The sequence below is a fragment of the Bacillus bruguierae genome, assembly GCF_037104725.1.
Classification (GTDB): domain Bacteria; phylum Bacillota; class Bacilli; order Bacillales; family Bacillaceae_G; genus Bacillus_A; species Bacillus_A bruguierae.
Genome location: NZ_JBAWSX010000004.1, coordinates 321,415 through 343,744 on the forward strand (window position 1 = coordinate 321,415; position 22,330 = coordinate 343,744).

24 protein-coding genes and 1 pseudogene are annotated in these 22,330 nt (G+C 33.1%); 4 read left to right on the top strand and 21 right to left on the bottom strand.

The genetic code is table 11. The features are described from left to right. Positions 1-870: 870 nt before the first annotated feature. Complete coding sequence (locus tag WAZ07_RS10225) at positions 871-1,521, bottom strand: AmiS/UreI family transporter (protein ID WP_336472346.1); 651 nt, start codon at positions 1,519-1,521, stop codon at positions 871-873. A 443-nt stretch (positions 1,522-1,964) separates the two neighbouring features. Here WAZ07_RS10225 and WAZ07_RS10230 point away from each other — a divergent pair, with 443 nt between their 5' ends. Continuing rightward, positions 1,965-4,205 (top strand): ABC transporter ATP-binding protein, encoded by a 2,241-nt coding sequence (locus tag WAZ07_RS10230; protein WP_336472347.1) that lies wholly within the window; start codon positions 1,965-1,967, stop codon positions 4,203-4,205. After that, on the top strand, positions 4,202-6,067 hold the full coding sequence (locus tag WAZ07_RS10235) for an ABC transporter ATP-binding protein (protein ID WP_336472348.1): 1,866 nt from the start codon (positions 4,202-4,204) through the stop codon (positions 6,065-6,067). Before WAZ07_RS10230 ends, WAZ07_RS10235 begins: the two co-directional genes overlap by 4 nt. 116 nt (positions 6,068-6,183) lie before the next feature. On the opposite strand, the gene WAZ07_RS10240 is transcribed toward WAZ07_RS10235, so the two are convergent. The 13 genes from WAZ07_RS10240 to WAZ07_RS10300 all read right to left on the bottom strand — a co-directional run bounded on the left by WAZ07_RS10240 (position 6,184) and on the right by WAZ07_RS10300 (position 14,965). Continuing rightward, the gene (locus tag WAZ07_RS10240; protein ID WP_336472349.1) at positions 6,184-6,909 is read right to left on the bottom strand and encodes a DUF975 family protein; all 726 of its coding nucleotides are present in this window, start codon (positions 6,907-6,909) and stop codon (positions 6,184-6,186) included. A gap of 230 nt (positions 6,910-7,139) precedes the next feature. Next, complete coding sequence (locus WAZ07_RS10245) at positions 7,140-8,105, bottom strand: DUF7018 domain-containing (lipo)protein (protein WP_336472350.1); 966 nt, start codon at positions 8,103-8,105, stop codon at positions 7,140-7,142. Positions 8,106-9,401: 1,296 nt separating this feature from the next. Next, on the bottom strand, positions 9,402-9,806 hold the full coding sequence (locus tag WAZ07_RS10250) for a PH domain-containing protein (protein ID WP_336472351.1): 405 nt from the start codon (positions 9,804-9,806) through the stop codon (positions 9,402-9,404). Between the two features lie 264 nt (positions 9,807-10,070). Further along, positions 10,071-10,379: a hypothetical protein gene (locus WAZ07_RS10255; protein WP_336472352.1), complete on the bottom strand. Its 309-nt coding sequence runs from the start codon at positions 10,377-10,379 to the stop codon at positions 10,071-10,073. A gap of 101 nt (positions 10,380-10,480) precedes the next feature. After that, positions 10,481-10,738, bottom strand: a complete 258-nt coding sequence (locus WAZ07_RS10260; protein ID WP_336472353.1) for a hypothetical protein — start codon at positions 10,736-10,738, stop codon at positions 10,481-10,483. Positions 10,739-11,252: 514 nt separating this feature from the next. Next, on the bottom strand, positions 11,253-11,510 hold the full coding sequence (locus WAZ07_RS10265) for a hypothetical protein (protein WP_336472354.1): 258 nt from the start codon (positions 11,508-11,510) through the stop codon (positions 11,253-11,255). Positions 11,511-11,634: 124 nt separating this feature from the next. Continuing rightward, complete coding sequence (locus tag WAZ07_RS10270) at positions 11,635-11,943, bottom strand: hypothetical protein (protein ID WP_336472355.1); 309 nt, start codon at positions 11,941-11,943, stop codon at positions 11,635-11,637. A gap of 28 nt (positions 11,944-11,971) precedes the next feature. Further along, positions 11,972-12,229, bottom strand: coding sequence for a hypothetical protein (locus WAZ07_RS10275; protein ID WP_336472356.1), 258 nt, complete (start codon positions 12,227-12,229; stop codon positions 11,972-11,974). A 476-nt stretch (positions 12,230-12,705) separates the two neighbouring features. After that, on the bottom strand, positions 12,706-12,963 hold the full coding sequence (locus tag WAZ07_RS10280) for a hypothetical protein (protein WP_336472357.1): 258 nt from the start codon (positions 12,961-12,963) through the stop codon (positions 12,706-12,708). Between the two features lie 299 nt (positions 12,964-13,262). Then, positions 13,263-13,715, bottom strand: a complete 453-nt coding sequence (locus WAZ07_RS10285; protein ID WP_336472358.1) for a YrhA family protein — start codon at positions 13,713-13,715, stop codon at positions 13,263-13,265. Between the two features lie 338 nt (positions 13,716-14,053). Next, the gene (locus tag WAZ07_RS10290) at positions 14,054-14,416 is read right to left on the bottom strand and encodes a hypothetical protein (protein ID WP_336472359.1); all 363 of its coding nucleotides are present in this window, start codon (positions 14,414-14,416) and stop codon (positions 14,054-14,056) included. Between the two features lie 20 nt (positions 14,417-14,436). Continuing rightward, complete coding sequence (locus WAZ07_RS10295) at positions 14,437-14,742, bottom strand: hypothetical protein (RefSeq protein WP_336472360.1); 306 nt, start codon at positions 14,740-14,742, stop codon at positions 14,437-14,439. Between the two features lie 97 nt (positions 14,743-14,839). Further along, positions 14,840-14,965, bottom strand: coding sequence for a hypothetical protein (locus WAZ07_RS10300; protein WP_336472361.1), 126 nt, complete (start codon positions 14,963-14,965; stop codon positions 14,840-14,842). A 533-nt stretch (positions 14,966-15,498) separates the two neighbouring features. On the opposite strand from WAZ07_RS10300, the gene WAZ07_RS10305 reads away from it, so the two are divergent. Both WAZ07_RS10305 and WAZ07_RS10310 read left to right on the top strand, forming a co-directional pair. Continuing rightward, complete coding sequence (locus WAZ07_RS10305) at positions 15,499-15,699, top strand: hypothetical protein (protein ID WP_090918281.1); 201 nt, start codon at positions 15,499-15,501, stop codon at positions 15,697-15,699. Positions 15,700-15,806: 107 nt separating this feature from the next. Further along, the gene (locus tag WAZ07_RS10310; RefSeq protein ID WP_336472362.1) at positions 15,807-16,040 is read left to right on the top strand and encodes a hypothetical protein; all 234 of its coding nucleotides are present in this window, start codon (positions 15,807-15,809) and stop codon (positions 16,038-16,040) included. Positions 16,041-16,845: 805 nt separating this feature from the next. Here the strand turns inward: WAZ07_RS10310 and WAZ07_RS10315 are convergent. The 7 genes and pseudogenes from WAZ07_RS10315 to WAZ07_RS10345 form a co-directional block, all read right to left on the bottom strand. Then, positions 16,846-17,835: a hypothetical protein gene (locus WAZ07_RS10315; protein WP_336472363.1), complete on the bottom strand. Its 990-nt coding sequence runs from the start codon at positions 17,833-17,835 to the stop codon at positions 16,846-16,848. 284 nt (positions 17,836-18,119) lie between these two features. After that, positions 18,120-19,022 carry a DMT family transporter gene (locus tag WAZ07_RS10320; protein ID WP_336472364.1) on the bottom strand — a complete coding sequence of 301 codons (903 nt, stop codon included), beginning with the start codon at positions 19,020-19,022 and terminating at the stop codon, positions 18,120-18,122. Positions 19,023-19,265: 243 nt separating this feature from the next. Next, positions 19,266-19,376, bottom strand: a pseudogene (locus tag WAZ07_RS10325) (tyrosine-type recombinase/integrase); the annotation flags it as partial. A 360-nt stretch (positions 19,377-19,736) separates the two neighbouring features. Then, the gene (gene splB, locus WAZ07_RS10330) at positions 19,737-20,765 is read right to left on the bottom strand and encodes a spore photoproduct lyase (RefSeq protein ID WP_336472365.1); all 1,029 of its coding nucleotides are present in this window, start codon (positions 20,763-20,765) and stop codon (positions 19,737-19,739) included. Further along, positions 20,762-21,025 (bottom strand): transcriptional regulator SplA domain-containing protein, encoded by a 264-nt coding sequence (locus WAZ07_RS10335; protein ID WP_336472366.1) that lies wholly within the window; start codon positions 21,023-21,025, stop codon positions 20,762-20,764. The genes splB and WAZ07_RS10335 overlap by 4 nt, the downstream gene beginning before the upstream one ends. Before the next feature lie 601 nt (positions 21,026-21,626). After that, positions 21,627-21,893 carry a hypothetical protein gene (locus WAZ07_RS10340; protein WP_336472367.1) on the bottom strand — a complete coding sequence of 89 codons (267 nt, stop codon included), beginning with the start codon at positions 21,891-21,893 and terminating at the stop codon, positions 21,627-21,629. Between the two features lie 288 nt (positions 21,894-22,181). After that, positions 22,182-22,330: thiol-activated cytolysin C-terminal domain-containing protein (locus WAZ07_RS10345; protein ID WP_336472375.1), on the bottom strand; the 149-nt coding region annotated here is incomplete at its 5' end.

Here is a 22,330-nt window from a genome sequence, read left to right on the forward strand (position 1 = left end):
TAAAGATAGATATTAGAATTTATTATAAACTATTGATAATTTTACCATAATAATAGAATGACCTCTAATATATATAAGTTAAAAAACAACATAAAAACCCCTTTCTTTTAAGAAGGGACGAGAGCATCTGGCCGTGCATAGAAGCGGTCAGGGTCTTTTCCTGCCACATGCAAGGTTTAAACAAAAAGCAAGCGAGTACAGCTCATGTTGTATTCTGCATAGCAGCAACTTATATGTCAAAAACTTAAAATGGGTTTATATAGTTTAATTCCATGCTTCTCATTATCTCTATTAGTAATTTTGATAACCTTTTGTACACTTTCGAGTACCATTGAGAATCTATCGTAAAAAAATACGCACTATAAAAACTGTAGCCACAAATAAAGTCGTGAAAACGCTCTTTTTTTTCAGTTATTAAAGGAAAAAATATTGATTTCTAATACTCTATAAAGTGATATCCTTATATTGCAAAAGTTATTTGGCCAACTTTTGTATTTGTAATGTCATAACCTGTAAAAATGTTTGATTAGAAAACCGTCAATTCTTATTAAACAACATAAAAGCCATGATACTCTATTAAGTAGAGTATCGTGGCTTTTTGTGTTGAACCTATATAAATTAAAAAATCCTCTTTTTTTAGGCGGGCGAGAGTATCTGGCCATGCATAGAAGCGGTCAGGTCACTTTTTTACCACATACAAGGTTTAAAACAAAAGGAAAAAGCGAGTACAGCCCATGTTGTATTCTGCATAGCCGCGACTTACAAAGAAAAGCGGAAGCGGCTTGCTCAGAACAAAAAACGCGATCAATTTCTAATAATCATTTAGGAATTGATCGCGTTTTTCTAAATAAATAGGTTGGTAAATTAACTTCACTTGGTGTTTCCACACTTTTCAATGGTGTGCGTATCTATATTTTTATGAACAGCATTTACATTTCCTTTCAACTTAAACGTACAAACACAGAAATATATAATCGAAAGAATAGATATACATATCCATAAATTATATACATAAGAAGTTTCCCATACACCTATAAGGGAGAGAAGAGCAGGACAAGTTAGTGTAACCCATGACTGTACAAAGGCTATTTTTCCAACATAATGATTGATGCTCTTTTTCTGTACATTAGAAATAAAAAATAAGAACCATAGAAATGCCCACATGAACCAAGTTAACGCATTAACGATATCATGAAAATGTATAATAGCTACAATCATGTAGAATAGTGCAATAATCGCTACCCAAAGAGAAAACCAGCCTAATCCATCACCCTTCAATCCCGCAATGAAAGTAACTCCTACATATAAATAAGTTAAACCAAATAAAAAAGTAGCTGCATATAAATAAACTGTCCAATTACTTTGATCAGATACTACAATTAAATAGAAAGGAATAATAATTTGCAGTACACCTACAAATAAATTAAAAACACCTGCACTCTTTTCGTCCGCTTTTCCTAGCATCACAAGGCTATTTAAAAAGAGCGCTGCACCAGAAATCAATAATCCTACATTACCCATATATATTCTTGTGAAAAACAAAACTGTTTTTCACAACGATACCTCCTCACATCATACATTCATTTTTTCATAGTTTTAACAATAAAAAGCAACTCCCCTTCTCCAATAACATGTGACAGAGGAACTGCTTGTATTTAGAAAAATTTACAACAGGCCATACATTTGAAATGCATATGCCTTTTCAATTAAGCGCTTTCAAAAAAGTATGCATTAAGTTATAAAAATGATATCAATATAGTAACAGCATTTAGTGCAAAAGTAAATAATATAAAAAATCCATAAAGTGAAACTTTATATTTATTATTCTATACTCTAAAAGTTGCATTACATCTTAATATAGTCATAGAATTAGTCTGTAGTCGAAAATAGATAAAGAGCGGGTAAACTGAAGAAAAAAGAAAAAGCTAAAAAAATTTGAAAAGGAAAATGGAGAGATGAATTAAATGTTAAAGATAATCAAACATTTAAAACCATTTGTTACCTCAATCATTGCAGTTATATGTCTTTTATCCATACAAGCAGTATGTGACCTATCACTGCCAGACTACATGTCTAACATTGTGAATGTCGGTATTCAACAAAAAGGTGTCGAAAACGCAGTACCTAAGGTTATTCGTAAAAGTGAGATGGATAAACTCAAGCTCTTTATGAATGAAAATGAAAAGAAAAAAGTAGCTGACAACTATGTACTTTTAGATAAGAACAATCTTTCTAAAAGTGAGTTGAAAAATGACTTAAAAGATTATCCGCAGCTTGATAAAGAACCGCTTTATAAGCTACATACAAAGGATACAAATACAATTAACGAACTTAACGATATTTTTGGAAAACCAATGTTAATTACACAAGGAATTGAAAAAGGCGGCGCCTCCGCTTTCCCTCCGTCAGGTGATAACAAAACACCGATGAAGCTTCCGGCAAATACAGATCCTTTCGCAGTCATTGCGAAACTACCTCAAGATCAAATTGATGCAATGAAAGAAAAGGCAAATGAAAAGTTTAAAAAGATGCCAGGCAGCATGGTAACACAGTCAGCTGTTACATTTATTGAGAATGAGTATAAAACGATCGGTATCAATACAGATAAGCTTCAATCCAATTATATTCTTACTTCTGGCGGGAAAATGCTCCTTTTATCCTTAGTGAGTATGGCAGCTACTGTTATCGTAAGTTTACTTGCTGCAAAAGTAGCTGCCGGACTCGGCAGAGATCTTAGAAAGAAAGTATTTCGGAAGGTTACAAGCTTTTCGAATGCGGAGTTTGATAAATTTTCCACTGCATCTTTAATCACAAGAAGTACAAATGATATTCAGCAAGTACAAACGCTTATGGTTATGCTGCTTCGAATTGTAGTCTATGCACCGATTTTAGGCATAGGCGGCATTATTAAGGTACTTACTACAGACCTTTCAATGGGATGGATTATCGCAGTTGCGGTAATCGCGATTTTAAGCTTAGTCATTGGTTTATTCAGCATTGCGATTCCTAAGTTTAAGAGTATCCAAAAGTTAGTAGATAAAATTAACTTAATCACTCGTGAATCTTTAACAGGTATGCTCGTTATTCGTGCTTTTAATAATCAAAAGCATGAAGAAAAGAAATTTGAAAAAGGAAATCAAGATTTAACAAGAACAAATTTATTTGTAAGCCGTTTAATGACATTTATGATGCCAATGATGATGTTTATCATGAATGCCGTTACTGTACTTATTATTTGGGTTGGATCACACCAAGTGGATATGGGACATATGCAAGTTGGTGATATGATGGCATTTATGCAATATACAATGCAAATCATCATGGCATTTTTAATGATTTCTATGGTATCCATTATGATTCCGCGTGCTTCTGTATCCGCACAACGCATTGCAGAAGTTCTAGATACTGACGTTTCCATTCGTGATGCAAACGAACCAAAAACATTCGCATCAGATAAGAAAGGTTATGTTGAATTTAAAGATGTTAGCTTTAGATATCCAGATGCAGAAGAAGATGTACTTTCTCATATCACCTTTACTGCAAAACCTGGAGAAACGACAGCTTTCATTGGAAGTACAGGTAGCGGGAAATCGACACTTATCAACTTAATTCCACGCTTTTACGATGTAACAAGCGGCGAAATATTAATAGATGGTACTGACATTAGAGCAGTATCTCAGAAGGAGTTAAGAGAGAAAATTGGTTATGTGCCGCAAAAGGGAGTTCTATTCTCAGGTACGATCGAAAGTAATTTGAAATACGGTAAGAAAGAAGCTGCTGAAAAAGAACTAGTAAAAGCCGCTGAAATTGCTCAAGCTATGGAGTTTATTAACGCGACACCTGAAAGCTTCCAGACAGAGATATCACAAGGTGGTACGAATGTTTCCGGTGGTCAAAAACAAAGGCTTTCTATTGCGCGTGCTCTTACTAAGAAATCAGAAATCTTCATATTTGATGATAGTTTCTCAGCTCTTGACTTTAAGACAGACGCCCTACTTCGCAGGGCTTTAAACAATGAGATTGCAGGAAGTACTGTTTTAATTGTTGCCCAAAGAATCAGTACAATTATGAATGCAGATAAGATCATCGTACTTGATGAAGGAAAAATAGTAGGAACTGGTACTCATGAGGAGCTTATGGAGAACTGTGAGGTTTATAAGCAAATTGCTTTATCACAACTTTCAAGAGAGGAGTTGTCATCATGAGCGAGCGAAAAGTAGAAACAGGAAGACAAGGTGGTCATGGCGGCGGCCATATGGGCGGCGGCATGCAAAAGATCGAGAAGGCGAAAAACTTCAAAGGAACGATGAATAAGTTACTTCAATACTTAAAGCCATATAAGTTATCAATTATGATTGTCATCATTTTCGCAATCGGTAGTGCCGCCTTTACAATCGTCGGTCCAAAAATTTTAGGGAAAGCCACAACAAAGCTTTTCGAAGGACTCGTAGACAAAGTAACGGGAGTACCTGGTGCTGCAATTGACTTTGGCTATATCGGAAACATTGTCCTGTTACTCCTTGGATTATATATAGCGAGCACTGTGTTTGCTATTATACAAGGATATATCATTTCAGGAGTAGCCCAAAAAGTATCGTATAACTTCAGAAAAGAAATTGATGAAAAAATCAACCGGATGCCGCTCAAATACTTTGATAAAACAACGCACGGAGAAGTATTATCGAGAATTACAAATGACGTAGATACTGTAAGCCAAACTTTAAACCAAAGTATGTCGCAAATCATAACATCCGTTATTACAATCATCGGTGTATTCATCATGATGTTATCAATAAGTTGGCAAATGACATTAGTGGCGCTCTTAATATTGCCAGTATCCATGATGCTCATAATGGGAGTTGTAAAACGATCACAAAAATACTTCAAATCCCAGCAAGAGTATTTAGGACATGTGAACGGTCAAGTCGAAGAAATTTATAGTGGCCACAATATTGTAAAAGCCTTTAACAAAGAAGAAGAAGAAGTGGAAAAATTCGAAAAGGTGAATGATACACTTTACCACTCGGCATGGAAGTCTCAATTTTTATCTGGAATGATGATGCCGATTATGATGTTTATCGGTAATATCGGTTACGTAGCTGTATCTATTTTAGGCGGATGGCTTGCGGTAAAGAGAACCATTGCAGTTGGAGATATTTTAGCCTTTGTTCAATACGTTAGAAATTTTACGCAACCAATCGCTCAAGTAGCTCAAATCGCGAACGTACTTCAATCAACCGCAGCAGCTGCAGAGAGAGTTTTCGAATTTTTAGAAGAAGAAGAGGAAGCGCCAGAATCAGAAAATCCAGTGAAGCTGCAAGAAGTAAACGGAGAAGTAACCTTCAAAGATGTTCAATTTGGCTATAATCCAGATAAAATCATCATAAACAATTTCTCAGCTCACATTAAACCTGGTCAAAAAGTAGCAATCGTCGGGCCAACCGGAGCAGGGAAAACAACGATCGTAAAACTATTAATGCGTTTCTATGACATAAACAGCGGTGCCATCTGCATAGATGGTCACGACATAAAAGACTTCACCCGCGAAGACCTGCGAAGCATGTTCGGCATGGTACTCCAAGACACATGGCTATTTAACGGTTCAATCATGGAAAATATCCGTTACGGCCGATTGGACGCAACCGACGAAGAAGTAATCGAAGCAGCGAAAGCAGCTCACGCTCATAGCTTCGTCAAAACATTACCAAATAGATACAACATGGAATTAAATGAAGAAGCAAGCAACGTATCTCAAGGACAAAAGCAACTACTAACAATTGCCCGCGCCCTTCTAGCGGATCCGAAAATACTCATACTCGATGAAGCAACAAGCTCAATTGACACTCGTACAGAAGTGCTCATCCAAAAAGCGATGGAAAATCTCATGGAAGGCCGAACAAGCTTTATCATTGCTCACAGATTATCAACAATACGCGATGCAGATTTAATTCTTGTCATGAAAGACGGGGATATTGTAGAACAAGGTAATCATGAAGAGTTATTGAAGGCTGGTAGTTTTTATGCTTCGCTTTATAATAGTCAGTTTGAGAATGCGGATGCTTCGTGAGATAAAATAAAAGAAGCTTTCCCAAAAGGTCGTTAAATAGCGATCTTTTGGAGAAAGCTTCTTTTGTATGAATACGTTGCACTGTCATCAGAAATATGAAACAAACAATATTTCTTCTAGATAGCTGTTTTTTCCTCTATAACTGTATCTCTATTCGCTAAATTCAAGTAGAAATGCGATATTGTTATCATGTAATATGGATAGATCCAAAGATACCCAATACTAAGTGTAAAATACCCCAAAATAAACCATCCGATAAAACTTAAAGATAGTATGAATAAATCTAACTTATGTCCTTTCATCATTTCTTGACTCTTTTTAAGCGCTTCACTTGCCGTATATTCTGGATGATCTAACATGATATAGTAAGCCATAGAATAAGAGAAACATTTTACAATACCTGGAACAATTAACAATAAACTCCATAAAAATACGTATACACCCATTAATAACGCTAGCTTCATCGATCTAAATGCATTCTTTTTTCGGAATCCTTCAAATAAATCATCAATTGTAGTAGATTCTTTTTTCGCTAAACGCAATGTAACATTACAATACCCATAATATATAATGCCTAGTACAGCTATAAAAGCAAAGCATGCAATAACAAAAGTAAATGCATAAATTAAAAAGATTACCACACTTAACGTTTCTTCTTCTGTAATTGAAGCACTAGACCCTATTATTGCAGCCATCAATAAAATACTCAGTAGAAAAATTGGAAGTCCTATAATAAGCATACCAATACCGGAAATGAGGTTATACAGAAGCGATGCCCCTACTCCCAAACCCCATCTACCTTTTAATGAAGATAAGGCCGCTCTTTTTAAATCACTAATCATTTTAATCCCACCCTCCCATTTATTTGTTACCCCTTGTATGAATAACAATATTACATATAGAATAATAACATTTTTTAACAAGATTAACATTATATATATATTTATTAATATAAAAACTTTAAAAACGAACCCACCCCAAGCTAAAAATCCAAAATACACCTCCATATGAATAAAGGACTAGGTTCATTACAAACCCAGTCCCTCACACGAATTGTTCTTACTGTTTTATTTTACTGTTGTTTTACATATCTAGTTATAGCTTTTGAATTCTCATTAAATAATTGCAAATGCTTTGTGTCATAGTTTTGTACTTTGTAATCTATGTCTTTATGAACAACTTCTGCTACTACTCCATTTGCCATTTGCTTTGAGATATGTAGTTTTAACATCATATTAGACTTATCATACTCCCATGTACCTTCGATGTAGTTTGTCTTATTTGGATAATCGCCTGCGGTATATACCTCAAATGTCTTAGGGCTTCCACCTTTTAGGATGAATAACGGTTTGAATCCATCATCACGATTTACACCCCAGTTGGCAATTAACTCTGTACCATCTAGTACGTTCTTTTGAACCGCATCATAGTCTACCCCTGAACCACTACTTGTATCCTTTAGGTCTTGAGATGATACCCCTCCACCTTTTGACTTTGTTATTTCGTTTTTCATTTCTTTGTAAACTGCAACCCAGTACTTGTCACCCTCTTTGATAATCTTCTCAGCCTGTTCAATAATTTCCTTATCTGTTCTCTTATCATTTGAGTTTGACTTATCTCTTGTATGAGCGTCTTTTACCAATGCAAATGCTTTCTTATACTTTACGATTGCTTTCTCAATATCTTTTTGGGCGTCTACATATTTATTAGGTGGGTCAATTGCTTCAAACTTAGCAATTACTTTGTTTACTTCATCTATACTATCTAAGATGTCTTGATTCGTTTTCTTGCCGTCAAAGGCTTCCTTTACCGTATTACTAAACGTTGAGAATGCTTTATCAAACTCATTACCTAAGTCTACTAAATATTGAGGATAGTCTTCTGCTAAGACTCTTACTTTCTTAACATCAGATTTTGTTTCTTTAGCTTCTGCTTTAGACTCAACTTTATCTTTTGGTTTGTCTGTTGATGCACCTGTTCCGCAACCACCTAATAACATCAATGGAATTGCAAAACATAGTAGTTTATTTACTTTCATGGATACCCCTACCTTTTCTGTTTTTATTTTCCTTCCCCTCCCTCTTTATGGTACCATCCACCTTATTCATCGTCAAAACCCTCTTGCATACTTTCTGATATCCCCTCTTTAGCCCTAATGAACTTGGACACTTAATAGGAGGACATTTATCCCGCATTAACGGGCAGTAAGACCCCCACCTCAAGATTAAGAGAGAAGCATTGTCCAGCTCTAGCGGCTAGAATCTCCGGTCGTTTCGCCCCCTCGGACGAGGCAAAAAGCGCCTCTCCGTCGCGGGCTCCAACGTCCTGCGCTTCTGGGCGAGCCGCTTCCGCTTTTCTAAAGAAGATATGTGGGAGAAAACTGCCCGTAAAAGCCCGATTGGGCGGGCTTTCCATCAGTGGGAGATGAAGAAAACCCCCACTGATGGAAGTTTCACTTTATTATGCAAAAAAGAAGCAACCTGACAAAATAAAGAGCAATTCTATGAAACAATGAGTTAAGGATAGTATGTGTCCGAGATCAGAGAATGAATCCGCTTTCATAATAAAATAGCTAACAAATATAGAGTTCATACTTGTTAACTATATAAATGCCAATTAAAAACCCGACATAAAAACCTCTTTCTTTTTAGAGGTGGACGAGAGCATCTGGCTGTGCATAGAAGCGGTCAGAGCCTTTTCTTGCCACATGCGAGGTTTCAAACAAAGGAAGCAAGTACAGGTCATGTTGTATTCTACATAGCAGCAATCTATATGTCGAAAAATCAACATGGATTCATATAATTTTAAAATAAGAATTGAACTCACTATAAGTCTTACTTCAAGCTAGACTCAAACCAACTTAAGGCAAAGAACAATAAGAAGCAAATATAAACGATGCTTATTAGTCCAAGAATCACTATGTTCATAAATTTAGATACCTTATTAAATATTTTAAGTTTTTTAAATCATTTTACTGTCCATGATCCTAGATAGTATAGAAAAAGAAATTGGTTTAACATAAAACTAAGACTTAAAATCCCTATAGTTGTTTGAGTTAAAGGTAAAGATGTGTTTAAAGATATAATTACCCCTACACCAATCATTGTCACAATCGTAGAAATCCAAATTAACGCTGACTCGTTTACATCTTTCTTTTGAATTAGATATTTTAATACTAATGATATAATGAACGTTTGAAGAACAAAGCATAAAGTTCTAATTGCATAATCTAATACTGTTGGTAAAGTTGAACTTAACATCTTAACTTCTCCCTCTACTTTAAACTTTAGATTTGAGTCAATATTTTAGGTGCGAAATGACTCCATACTTTTTATTAACCATACAATTTTTCTAACTCAACTAGACCCTTTTTGTGATTTGATAAACCAACTGTGAAACTGTTCGGTTTCATTTCTAGTATCCCTTTGTCCTCTTTTAACTTTAAAGTGATATTGGATTTAAGGATACCCCTCTTTACACTTACTTTCTCTACTTTATCTAAATCTAAGTGAGTAATATTTTCAGTGACATTACCAGTTGCAGGACTTAACTCTATTAGTAAGATTCTCTTATTTGTGAACCCTACAAGGTAATGTTTATTTAAGCCAAGTGCACCCAAACCAAAAGCTAAGCATTGAAAGGTAGATGCCATTTTCATAACATAGAAGTAATGAACATAAGTCTCACCTTCTACCATTAGTTTATCGAATACTTTGTCTGCATTTGTATTAGTTAACATATTCTATTCCCCTTTTTTTATATCAAAATAATGATTATTTTAACCTTAAATTTCTAAACTAACCATAATTAAGCACCATATCCACCTTACATTTTACAAATTTACATGTCTATTTAAACATAAAAAAAAAGCACTCATTGCCTATAGAAGACAAACAAATGCTTTAAGTTCATGTGTTTTTAAATAGTATTCTGAAAAGGTTAAGTCTATGGCACTTCTTTAAAACTGATAAACAACTTCTAATACAATCTATTCCTATCAATTTCAAATAATAAATACAATTTGATTTGGTAAATCAATATTTTTTAAAATTGCCATTCCACCACACTCTTCAACTTGCTTATATACTTTAAACATACATTTATAAAATAATGGGAAGTGTTTTTTAGACATATCATCAAGTAAAACATAACCTTCTTCAATCGTTAACTTATCTTTCAAAACCTTAAAACGCCATCTTTCGTACAGTTCTGGAAATTGATCACACATATCAATACTAGGACCACAACTATAAATTGCATATTCGCTATTGTCTAGTTCTTTTGTTATTATAATCGTTGGATATCTTCCCATTTCAATTCACTCCTTAATTAAACGCTTTATCTAAAGAGATTTTAAAATGTGTATTAAGTGGACTCATGGACCCGAGCCAACTTTTATATTTGTTCATTTCATTATGCTTCATATGCCATACTATCAGGAAAGCCTTCATTCCTTTTCAGACATCGTACAATTCTAGTACATGCACAATCAAAATAATATTTTCTCATTGTTTCTGATTTCACTGGAGCTTGCTCTAAATCATACAACATCCTTTCCTTTTTATTAAAATACATTTTTCCGACTTTATCGGGTGATTCAGAAGGATAGTATTGATAAACAACTATCTCCTCATCTTCAAATTCTTTAGTCATTGCTAAACATACCGCCATATATAAAGGCCTCCTTATATGTCTTTCATGTATTCCAGTATTTTCAGCTATAGCTTTGATGTTAAGTCGATTTTCTTATTCCTGCATATGTTGTTATCAAATATCCTTCTCTACGAAAAAATTCATCTACAGAAATACTACCATTTCTTGTACTGGAATTAATATAAATTGAATGATCTACTTTTGAGGCGTTTTTTATGCCTTTACTGCTTTAGCGATCATGTTGAAACTTTTACCAACTGGTGTCAAACTGGCCACCGCCACGGCTCCAGCTAAAAATTTGTTCCAATTAAACCCTTCAAATCATGGAAGAGCAAAACAAACAATCTAGTGATTGAGCGTAAGATGTGCGGAGATAGGGATTAAAGAAGGAGATTATTGATGGCAATTCTAAACCACATAACGAAGTGAAAAAGGGCATATTGGTACACACATTACAACAATGTACGAATAATGGGAGGAGGGAGGAACGCCGGCTCTTATGAATCAGCTTTTCGTATATTTATTTATTTGACTATACTCCGTATGTCATTTCTTCCAAGAATTCTCCACCACCCTTGATGCACTTCATTATTCTACTGCATGCACAATAAAAGTAATGTTCACTTGTTGCAACTGATTTTACCGGAACCGGATCTATTTCATGAAACATTTGCTCTTTTTTATGAAAGTACATTTTTCCAACTTTATCTGGATATTCTGACGGATAATACTGATATACAACGATTTCCTCATCTTCAAATTCTTTATTCATTGTGATATGAATTGCCATAGTTTATCTCCTTTATTTTTATTCTTTCTCCTAATCTACTTTCATAAGTAAATCAACTGAAGGTAGAAAATAACCCAAAGAGTCTACAATAATTCTTGAGTCCAGTAGCTTATATTTCTAAAATTCACACGATAAACTCAAGGTATTCTGGAAAATCTATATTAGTCATATTTTCCATGCCACCATTTTCTTTTACGTGAACATACACCTTATGCATACATTTATATAATAAAGAAATATGTTTATCAGGCATATCATCCAGTAAGACAAATGCTTCATCAGGGTTAGTTTCATTCTTTAAGACTTTAAAATTCCATCTCCTATAACGTTGTGGATATTTCTCACAAGAATGAATATCTGGACCAAAACTGTAAATTACATTTTCTTTATCCTCATTCTCTTTGATTATTGCAATCAGTGGATATCTTCCCATTGTTCTAAACACTCCTTAATTAAAAATTTTATGACTGTGAAAATAGAAATTCAGGAAATTCATCTAAGTTTGATGCGTTTCTAACATATTTTTGCACAGCACCAACAGCTTTAAGAAAATAGTAATTTGCACCTTCACCTTTAGCCGGTTCTAATTCTACGGACCTTTTTTCTAGTTTATTAAATTGAATTTTCCCTGCTTTTTCTTCATCTTCACAAGGAAAAAAGCGATAAACAACCTCCTCTTTATTTTCATATTCTTTAAATAAGTCTACACATACTCCCATATTATTAATTTCCTTTCTAATTAATTTATTACGATATAAGTTCTCATCTGGAAAATGTCAAATTCTTCTTTGCATCGTTTTTTTATGAGCAATCATAGCATTAATTTTGCCACCCCCTTCAAATCGGGGTTCAAAAATCTCATCATGCAATAAGTCTATACTAATTGGAGGATATTCACTTAAAATCCGAACATTGCCAAGCTAATGTCAGAGGATAATCAGAATTAAAATAACCTTTACCAACCACTGCCATTCCTCTAGCTAAAAACCTGTCCTAAATAGACAATTCAAATCATAAAGAGCAAAACAAACAACCTAGTGATTTTGGGCAAGATGCGTAGAAATGTGGATTAGAGAAAGATATTATTGATGACAATTCTAAAGACAGAGGACGTATTGGTACACATGCTACAACTTGAATGGTCGTGTATTTAAGTAATGAAGAAAACCGGTTTTTCATACACTCGTTTATTTGACTATACTCCATATGTCATTTCTTCTAAAAATTCCCCACCATTTCTAATGCACATTACTATTCTAGAACATGCACAATTAAAATAATGTTTTCTTGTTCCAACTGATTCTTCTGGAACAGGTTCTATGTCATAAAACATTTCTTCTTTCTTATGAAAATACATTTTTCCAACTTTTCCTGAAGATTCTGACGGATAATACTGATATACAACGATTTCGTTATCTTCGAATTCTTTATTCATTGTGATATGAATTGCCATAATTTATCTCCTTTATTTTTATTCTTTATCTATATCAGGCATTTTTCATGGACGACCTGATTTTATAGTTGTATTATGTGAAAATCAAACATGGAAATGATGTATTACCTTCGAAATCTATCGTGCATAGGCAGTGTTCTATGTTGCTGGTACCGAAGAGAGGGGAGCGATGTTGGTTTACAAAGAAGATAAGAAGCGTTATCTGAATATCATAGAGAATACGAAATGATTGTTGCTGGACGGTATTAGTATGTATTCGTAACAAGGAGGAAGAGGAATCAGCGCTTCTATCCCTTCATTCAAAGAAGAGTTACTTTTAATGCTTCTTCAAGCATTGTATTGCAATCATTATATGTTTTCATCACTGTACCAGATGGTTTATCCAGTTCTAGATACGTACCATCAGATAAATTTTTACAAAACCATGCTATATTTGAATCTCCAAGGAAAAGATACTCTTTTTGAAATTCATTTTCATACCAAATCTCGTTCGTTTCTATAAATCCGCAAATTTGTTCATCTCTTTTTGTTTCTAGTAAAGAAGGATCAACTCCGTAAAGTACCAGTCCATCAAAATCTAAACCATTTACAGTGTTAAGAAACTCTTCGTATTCACTTGGTAAATCAACATTAAAATTCTCTTTCACACGTTCTCTCAATCTCTGAACTTCAATATCTGTTGCAGGTGTATTCAATTTACCATTGAAACTTTTCTCTATTTTTTCAATTTCTAAAATCAGATTTTTCCACATATCAAAACCTTCTTTCTCAAAAACTGCCAAATATTTATAAGATAATAATAAAACTTGAATAATAAAATTTCATCTCGTCTAATTCTCGTACTTTTCATACTATCCTAGTATAAAAACAAAACTCCATGATGGTACAAGCGTCATGAATTATGAATTTCAGGGAACCATCGTTCATGTTATCCCATACATAATTCCTTTATTTATTTTTTGTTAACTTGCCTTATGTACCTATGTCTTCCCTCATCTAGTACCACGGGCTTTATCATTCTCGTATCCAAATATAAATTAAGTAGTAAGATAGTCGTTTTATATCTTTATCACTACAGCCAATAACAATTTTATTTCCACCATGTAGACGTAATTTGTTTTAAATGAAATTCAATATATTCAATAACTTTTTTATAGTTATCAGATGTAAATTCGTGAATAGGGTTTTCCCAGTCCATGTTTTTTATAATCAAAACTAGGTAATTACCATCAGGAGAAATACCAGGATCCCAACCGAGATCCACTGTGATTGATGATTTCTCATGATAAAGCTGCAACAAACTTTCAGTAAACATAAACCAACAATCGTCATCGGGTTCCAAACTTCGTGGATCTATTTCAAAAAAATTGTTATAGTTCACTTTCCATCCTTCTGTTATTCTCAAAGGGTGAATATTTACTTCAGGCACTTCTAACTTAACATATTTTCTCATAATCATAACCTCTACTTGTTTTAATTCATAAAATCTTTAGCCGTCTCTACAAAAGATGCAAGATTTAGATTAGGAAATTTTTTTTCTAATTTTTCAAGTTCATTAATGTAGTCTTGGCTTTGCAACTTATAAGCTATATCCTCAAACACTTCACTTACATAAAGAACCTGCTCTTCATCTAATTCTTTGAGAACTTCGATTGTTTTTTGAGTATCTTCACTCAATAAGTTTATGAGCTTATTCCAACAATGCTCTATCCCAAAGCTATAGTTTGGATGGATTGACATTCTTTCACTTATTACTTCTTTCACACGATTAATTAACACTTTCTCACCGCCTATTAAATTATGATTGTTTATCAGTATCTAGAAAAATCGTTGCAGGTTTTCTGTTGATTTTGATTTTGCCAACTCTAATAACCTTTTATTCTCCCCAAACTGTTGCTCCATCAGGTATTTTCACATTTTCAGGTGAATTCACAACGTGCTCATCTGCATTTTGTATACCCTCTCTTGTCCGAGGTTCGGGAACCATGATTGATTGGTACAATACCGAGCCCATCCCCAAGAAGTTTCCTAATGAAATAACTGGTCTAACTTTTTGGGTTCACTTCACAATCAAGTGCTTTAAGCTTGTAAGTTTTATATTAAAAGCATGAAAGTTTTTTGCCCAACACGATGCGTGTCTAAATCTGGTACGCCTTTTCTTTCATTCTATAACGATCCAATTCATCATTACTCATGTCTAACAAATGAATACATTCGGCATAATAATGGTTGATTACATATCTATTCTCTTCTGATTTTAAAAGTTATTATTTTCGTAAGAGTGGATTTAAGTGAACGGAATCATCAAGTACTACAATTTCTAATTTTTGTTTATGAAATATGAAGAGTCAATTTCGTAATCATTAAGATACCGACTCTTTCATAGCTATTCTTTTTGTAAATATTTTTTCACGATAAATTCAATTTTTTCTCTCGTTTTTAAATTTTCATTGGTTGTTTTTTAATAATCCTACGCACATTTATTTAACAATTATAATATATTGTTAATGACTATACTATTAGGAGGGATATATAGTGGCATGTATAAATAGAAGCTGTTTCAATATTTGTTTAGAGACAAAGCTTAATCCTAATGGTGGTGCAGAAATTACTGTAAGGTGTAATGATGATTGTTCATCTGACTTTAATGTTATACCTTTTACAGCATGTTTTAATACCACTTTAAATAATGATTTTAGTTTTTCAACTGAATTAGCTGCCCTTATAAAGAGATAAACTACTAAAATTTCTCTTTATTTGTATGAAACTGATTGATATGCCGTGCCTCTCATTCTACATGCTGAATATCTTTATATAGAAGTGTTAGAAAGGAGGCAAAAACAATGGCATGTACTGCAGATAATGTTTGTTTTGATGTATGTCTTGTAGTTACAATTACTCCTGGTGGTGGAACAACATCGTCTGTAAATTGTGACGGAACATGTGGGACAAGCCCAAGTATAGTGATTAATCCAGACGGTTCAATTACTATCACATTACCATTGGTAGCATGTTTCTCAATCACATTAAATGATGATTTAAGTGTTGTATCTTCATTAACAAGTCTTTCATTTTAAACTTCTTAAGCTTGATATTAACCCTATGATGTTGAAGTAGAAAAAGATACTCATCTGAGTGTCTTTTTCTTTTTGTATCAATAATGAATATAAATAACTCAAACATGTGAATAGAGTTATAACATTCTATACATGTACATATTTTTGAGGGAAAATTGTTACATACATAAAGTTTTTGAGTTTAAAGGAGCAGGGAAAACAATTGTTAGGAATATAAAATAACATATTATTGTTATATCTTGTCAAAACAAATGAAGGAGAGAGCATAGTCGCTCTCTCCTTCATTTTCCTACTTAAAAAAATCAAATTATAGGATATCTTTGTTTTTCCGAAGCATTTCTGCATACAAAGATACAATACATAAATATCAGTTATATTACAGATATAAATCATATTTTGAAATAAAGTTTGATTAAAAGCGCCTCACAAGCCAATATTTTATGGTAAATCAAAAGAATCCATTTTATTCTCGATGAAAGCTATGTAATACTTTCTCGTTTAGCAAATGCTTGGAGTAAATAAAGTGAAACTTCCGTCAGTGGGGGTTTTCTTTATCCCCCACTGATGGAAAGCCCACCCAATCGGGCTTTTACGGGCAGTTATCCCCCACCTATCTTCTTTAGAAAAGCGGAAGCGCTCGCCCAGAAGCGCAGGACGTTGGAGCCCGCGACAGAGAGGCGCTTTTTGCCTCGTCCGAGGGGGCGAAACGACCGGAGATTCTAGCCGCTAGAGCTGGACAATGCTTCTCTCTGAATCTTGAGGTGGGGGTCTTACTGCCCGTTAATGCGGGATAAACAATATGTAATTACTTTTCAAGAAAATATTCTTTCATATAATCTTCAACACTATTACTTTTTTCCATATCTTCTGATGACATTCTCCCTTCCCACTTCGTACCTTCTTTGTAGGTCAAGTTAATATTGAATTGTTTGTTATGTAGTTCTTCTTTCACCCAAGTGGCTACTTTGGTTAAATCCTGGATTAAATTCGGGTTGTTTTTATATTGCAACATACCATCATTAAAATCTAAGGTTACATTATACTCTGGACAGTCCCCATTTTTTGTATATGAACAAGTGATTTCTTTGAATATAAATCTTTCATTTTGAATTTCTTTTATTTTGTCATGAACTTGTGTTTGAATTAAATATGTCCAGTAATCTCTTGATGCGTTTTTCATTGCTAGTAGCAGATCCTCTTTCGTTGGATTTTTTTGTATTTTTTTATAATAAAATATAGTATGCTCACCTGTATTGTCTTTTAGATTAAGCTCTGTTATTTTTTTATTATTCCTTTGAATGAGTTGTAATAAAGCAAAGAATCGATCTAATTCTGTCGATTCAAATTGACTATAATCGATTTTGTTATTCATTTTTAAAGTTAGTAGCAAATTATTGTTTAGGTATTCTTCAATATGCTCAGTTATATATTGAATAGTATTTTCCTCTTCAAATTTCGAGAATCCTAACTTTTCGATTTCTTTCAGAGTTGGTTTGAATTTCTTATATGCTTCATATGCATTTTTACCATCTTTGTATTCATCACCTATTATTGTAGAATAAAATACACCATCTACTTCCACTCGGAATTGAATGTTTTTATTATCTTTTACTTGAACAGTATGATATACATGTCCCATATTCCCTGAATGTATTTCTTCCCAATCTGTTACAATAACATCAATCCCATATTTTTCTTTAAAGTATGTTTTTACCTCTTTTTCATTTTCATAGTTACAACCACTCAAAAATAAGAAACATACCACTAACAACATTACATTTTTCATTCTTTTCATATAACCCCTTATACTCCTTCCTTACGTAAGAAATGATTCCTGGTTGTACAGCAAATTCAAAGCCACCTTTTCCCTAGTCCTATACTCTAACATACTGAAATCATTCAAGTTCCTGGCTTAATCATGAAACGTCCCATTTATTTTTCAAGATAATTCAAATTGTATTTCGTATTATAAATACCTATTTAGATTTAGTTACACAATAAAAACCAGAAAATTCATCGAATTCTCTTTCGACAAAATCTGGTTTTTCAATTAAAGCTACATACTTAATAGGCTAGATATTACACTTTTGAACTTTTAACTGGAATATTTAATTTCACTTTACGACTCGTTATATAGACTCCCATTAGTATAAAAGTTAATCCAATGATTAATCTCCAAGTTATATTTTCATTTAGAAGAATATATCCCCAGAAAATAGCTGATACCGGTACCAAATATGTAGATATGGAAGCAAAGTCTGGACTTCCTTTTTGGATCAAGTAAAAGTAAAGTAAATAAGCTATACCTGATCCAAATACACCTATTCCAATTAATGCTCCTATATGATGCCATGATATTTTAGTTAAAATTTGAATTGGTTCTTCTAAGAATAAGACTATAAAACCACTACATATACTACCGACCAATAATGTACCTAAAGAAATTTGAAACATTGATATTTCTTTAAGATAACGTTTTGTTATGTGCGTTGCTAAGCCGTAGCAAAACGTTGCTGTCAACATCGCGGCAAAATTTAATGAATTTACTGAAAAAAAATTAGATAGATGTACATCTGAGAGTATCAAAATACCTATAAATCCGATACATAAACCTATAAGTTGGTTACGATTAGAACGTACACCGAATAATAAAACCCCTAAAATCATTGTCCATAATGGTTGGGTTGCGTTTAACACAGAAGCTAAGTTACTAGTCAATTTTTGCTCGCTAAAACAAATAAGTGTCCATGGGATTAAAGTATTTAGTATTCCTACAGCAAATAAAGGTATAAAAGGAATTTTTCCTTTAAAAGATTTTCGGAAAAATGGTATAAGTACAATAAGTGTTATAGCTCCAAAAGTTGCACGTAAAAATGCTACAACTAAAGGACTGAAATCTACAATTAAAACCTTGAAAAAATAAAAAGATCCTCCCCAAATCAAGCTTAGTATAATGAGCGCAAAGTATAATTTACGAGACATTATTTCTCTCCTCTATATTTTTTGATATTAATAGCTTTTTATCTATATGTATTTAGATATATTTTACATAAAATACAATATAATACCAAGAAAAAGAACCGCCATTACTATATTGCGGTTCTTTTTAATCGTCATGATTTTATATTACAACTATTTTTTTATTTGTTTAAAGGGTTCCATGATCATTGCCATCAAGTTAAGAGATTTAATGTTCTCCAAAACAAAAAAGGAGATGGACCTTTATAAAATATAGTCTCTCTCTAAACAATGACGTTTAAGAGCCCACTTCATATCTTCAATTTGTTCTTTGCTACGGATGGGTTGGACATCAATAAGATGTGGTTTTTTGTTTATGGATTTTAGACCTCTTTATGTATAGTGTTTTGAATGTATACTTTTGTTGTTAATTTTGAGGATATCAGGGGATTTGTTGTGAAGTCAATGATTAAAGGAGATTCGAATGTAAACAAATAGTTGAAAGTTTACATTCGAGAAAAGTAAAAAAAGGGCCCTATTAATTTCGTACTCTTCTTCATTTTAGGGTAATTTTGAATTTTTAAGTTGATGGGGATGTGGCGATCCCTTTTATATAAAAAATCGCTTTAACCTCTTGTAAGTAATCAATGGGTTAAATTGAGATACATTTAATTTGGCATTATAAACTGTCTTTTATTTCCAACACCTATATATTGTTGTAACAGAGTTGGTCTTCTTTTATGTGAAATATTCTAATTTTGCATTGGGAAAGAACTTCTCCATATAAGAATAAAGATAATTTTTTATATCTTCTTCTTCTTCTTTTTGATAAATGTATTTTCCAATTCCGTATTTTCCCCATTTATATCTTCTTTTCTCTTCATCTAATTCCAATTTTGTCATTGGGTAATTTTTTTCAATCACTCTCTTAGCAGGCTTTGTAAAACGATGTTGAATAAATTCAAACGTCATATCATCACGTGCATCAGAGGGTAATTCAGCATCAAGACGCTCAAACATCTGATAGTACCCATCTTGCCAACCTTCATGAAGATAAATAGGAGCAACAATGAATCCGAGAGGATATCCTGCTCTTGCTACTTTTCCAGCTGCCTCAATCCTTTTAGCTAGGGGAGAAGTTCCTGGCTCAAAATTTTTAATAACATAATCAGCGTTTACACTAAATCGAAATCTTGTTTTTCCGTTATGTTTTGCATCAAGCAAATGATCTACATGATGAAATTTTGTAACAAACCTCAATTTTCCGTACTCGGATTCTCCGAAATGCTCAATTGCGCGTTTGAGAGTATGAGTCAAATGATCAATTCCTACAATATCGGATGTACAGGAGGCCTCAAACCTTGTCAGTTCAGGTGCGCGTTCCTCTATATATTTGTCAGCAGCTTCTAGGATTTCATCAACATTTACATAGGTACGGATATATGGCTTACTTCCCATCGTTGTTTGTAAATAGCAATAATGACAATGGCCCATACAGCCTGTTGCAAACGGAATAGCATACTCTGCTGAAGGTTTTGAGGTATCAAATTTTAGTGTTTTTCTAACGCCAACGACAAGAGTAGATTTTGCTACCCGATACTTTTGAAAATCGTTTTCTCCTGGGAGATCTCTCACTTGATTATGAGAAGTAGTATGCCGAATTTCAACATCCATTTTTGCAAATTTTTCATGAAGCTCTCTCCCTAATGGATAATCCAATGCTTTGGGTTCAAAGTATACAAGTTTAGGCATGAATGGATTATTCATTCTAGCACCTCCTCTGAAGTATCCTCATAATAGTAGTTGTAGGCTTGGTTTGCCTCTTCTTCTGTAGAATAAACGGCCATTTCAGGTGAAAGTGGATAATAAGTTTCATAAAGAAACAATGCTAATTCATTAGGAGTATTAGGGTTATTTACAACAGCTGCGGCTTGTATATTTGCTACATCCTGAGTGTGGGGATTGCGATAAAAAACATAGACAATATCTCCAGCACGATAAGTTTTGCTTTCGTTAGACAATTCCATTCCATCACCTTTTCTTTTTATAAAATTTACTGCATAAAGTTATTCATTAATAAAATTTTCCCTTTAGGGTTTAGAATTATGTCATCTTTATTATGGAAAAATTAAATTTGTAGAAGATAATATTTTTAGGTAATTAATACTATTACTTCTTATAAGGGATAATCACAGGGTTCTTGTTCTAGTCCGTCATAACATTCACAAAAAATCGATTGTTGATTGCCAAAAGCACTGATTTTTGTAACAGAATTTGATTTTTCCATGCATGTTACATATATAGAAAAATTTCTCCACACTTATCTATGACTTGATTTTTATAGCGATACAACATTGCATATATTATGTTGCAAATAAATTTATTAATTGGAAGTATTGCTAGACAGTTCCTAACAGGAGCAATTTTTACTTATATCAAAGCTAAATAATATGATTTAGCTTTAATTAATAGCTAATACATTAAGCTGGTTTTAAAGTAAATGCTGCTGACATAGCAGTTGAAGCAGCTACATATGGATGGCAATGTAGAAACAAGTGGCAATAGTAATCTATCAATGCCCTCTAAAATAATAAAAGATCAATTTCAAATTTTGAACTTGATCTTTTATTATTTGTTTTTCAAAATTTTATTAAGTTTTTTTTGATAATATTTTTGATAACTGTCTTTACTCATTTTTTTTATATTAAATCTACCAATCGTTTGTCTTATTTTCAAATCATGTATTATAAGATAAGCATTCTTTTCATCTTTGGATAAATTTTTAAACCATTCATATTTCTTCAATTCATTTATATTCCTAACTATATCCTCTTCACTTGGTTTAAAAAAAGGCAAATATATAAAAAGATTAAGTGTATCTAATAAAAGCCACATATCTATTTCAACTCCTTATAAATTTTTTTGAAAATACTTTCTTTAATATCACTCCATATCTATTAATCTATTCTACAAAAAGGAAAAAAACCTATTAAATTCCAAATTATGTTTATTTAAATAAAGTGAAACTTCCATCAGTAGAGAGTTTTTTCATCTCCCACTGATGGTTAGCCCGTCCAATCAGGCTTTTACCCCAATTAGAGGAGTATGATATATTTGAAAAAACACCGATATACTTGCGACCAAGTAAAAAAGCGCCCTATAAACAGGGCGCTTCACTTTTAATTAATGACTAATATTAGCACTCGGGTATAATGTTGTTCCTCCAATTGAAACTTTCATTTCATTTGTTAATGGAACATTTTGTTCATTAATAATTGTTCTCCACCATTCCCATGCAAGACCTGTACATTCTCTTGCTACGACTTTTACAT

Excerpts from the sequence above, each read along its gene's own strand:
- WAZ07_RS10225 (WP_336472346.1), bottom strand. The coding sequence starts at position 1,521 with ATGGGTAATGTAGGATTATTGATTTCTGGTGCAGCGCTCTTTTTAAAT.
- WAZ07_RS10230 (WP_336472347.1), top strand. The coding sequence starts at position 1,965 with ATGTTAAAGATAATCAAACATTTAAAACCATTTGTTACCTCAATCATT.
- WAZ07_RS10235 (WP_336472348.1), top strand. The coding sequence starts at position 4,202 with ATGAGCGAGCGAAAAGTAGAAACAGGAAGACAAGGTGGTCATGGCGGC.
- WAZ07_RS10240 (WP_336472349.1), bottom strand. The coding sequence starts at position 6,909 with ATGATTAGTGATTTAAAAAGAGCGGCCTTATCTTCATTAAAAGGTAGA.
- WAZ07_RS10245 (WP_336472350.1), bottom strand. The coding sequence starts at position 8,105 with ATGAAAGTAAATAAACTACTATGTTTTGCAATTCCATTGATGTTATTA.
- WAZ07_RS10250 (WP_336472351.1), bottom strand. The coding sequence starts at position 9,806 with ATGTTAACTAATACAAATGCAGACAAAGTATTCGATAAACTAATGGTA.
- WAZ07_RS10255 (WP_336472352.1), bottom strand. The coding sequence starts at position 10,379 with ATGGGAAGATATCCAACGATTATAATAACAAAAGAACTAGACAATAGC.
- WAZ07_RS10260 (WP_336472353.1), bottom strand. The coding sequence starts at position 10,738 with ATGGCGGTATGTTTAGCAATGACTAAAGAATTTGAAGATGAGGAGATA.
- WAZ07_RS10265 (WP_336472354.1), bottom strand. The coding sequence starts at position 11,510 with ATGGCAATTCATATCACAATGAATAAAGAATTTGAAGATGAGGAAATC.
- WAZ07_RS10270 (WP_336472355.1), bottom strand. The coding sequence starts at position 11,943 with ATGGGAAGATATCCACTGATTGCAATAATCAAAGAGAATGAGGATAAA.
- WAZ07_RS10275 (WP_336472356.1), bottom strand. The coding sequence starts at position 12,229 with ATGGGAGTATGTGTAGACTTATTTAAAGAATATGAAAATAAAGAGGAG.
- WAZ07_RS10280 (WP_336472357.1), bottom strand. The coding sequence starts at position 12,963 with ATGGCAATTCATATCACAATGAATAAAGAATTCGAAGATAACGAAATC.
- WAZ07_RS10285 (WP_336472358.1), bottom strand. The coding sequence starts at position 13,715 with ATGTGGAAAAATCTGATTTTAGAAATTGAAAAAATAGAGAAAAGTTTC.
- WAZ07_RS10290 (WP_336472359.1), bottom strand. The coding sequence starts at position 14,416 with ATGAGAAAATATGTTAAGTTAGAAGTGCCTGAAGTAAATATTCACCCT.
- WAZ07_RS10310 (WP_336472362.1), top strand. The coding sequence starts at position 15,807 with ATGGCATGTACTGCAGATAATGTTTGTTTTGATGTATGTCTTGTAGTT.
- WAZ07_RS10315 (WP_336472363.1), bottom strand. The coding sequence starts at position 17,835 with ATGAAAAGAATGAAAAATGTAATGTTGTTAGTGGTATGTTTCTTATTT.
- WAZ07_RS10320 (WP_336472364.1), bottom strand. The coding sequence starts at position 19,022 with ATGTCTCGTAAATTATACTTTGCGCTCATTATACTAAGCTTGATTTGG.
- splB (WP_336472365.1), bottom strand. The coding sequence starts at position 20,765 with ATGAATAATCCATTCATGCCTAAACTTGTATACTTTGAACCCAAAGCA.
- WAZ07_RS10335 (WP_336472366.1), bottom strand. The coding sequence starts at position 21,025 with ATGGAATTGTCTAACGAAAGCAAAACTTATCGTGCTGGAGATATTGTC.
- WAZ07_RS10340 (WP_336472367.1), bottom strand. The coding sequence starts at position 21,893 with ATGTGGCTTTTATTAGATACACTTAATCTTTTTATATATTTGCCTTTT.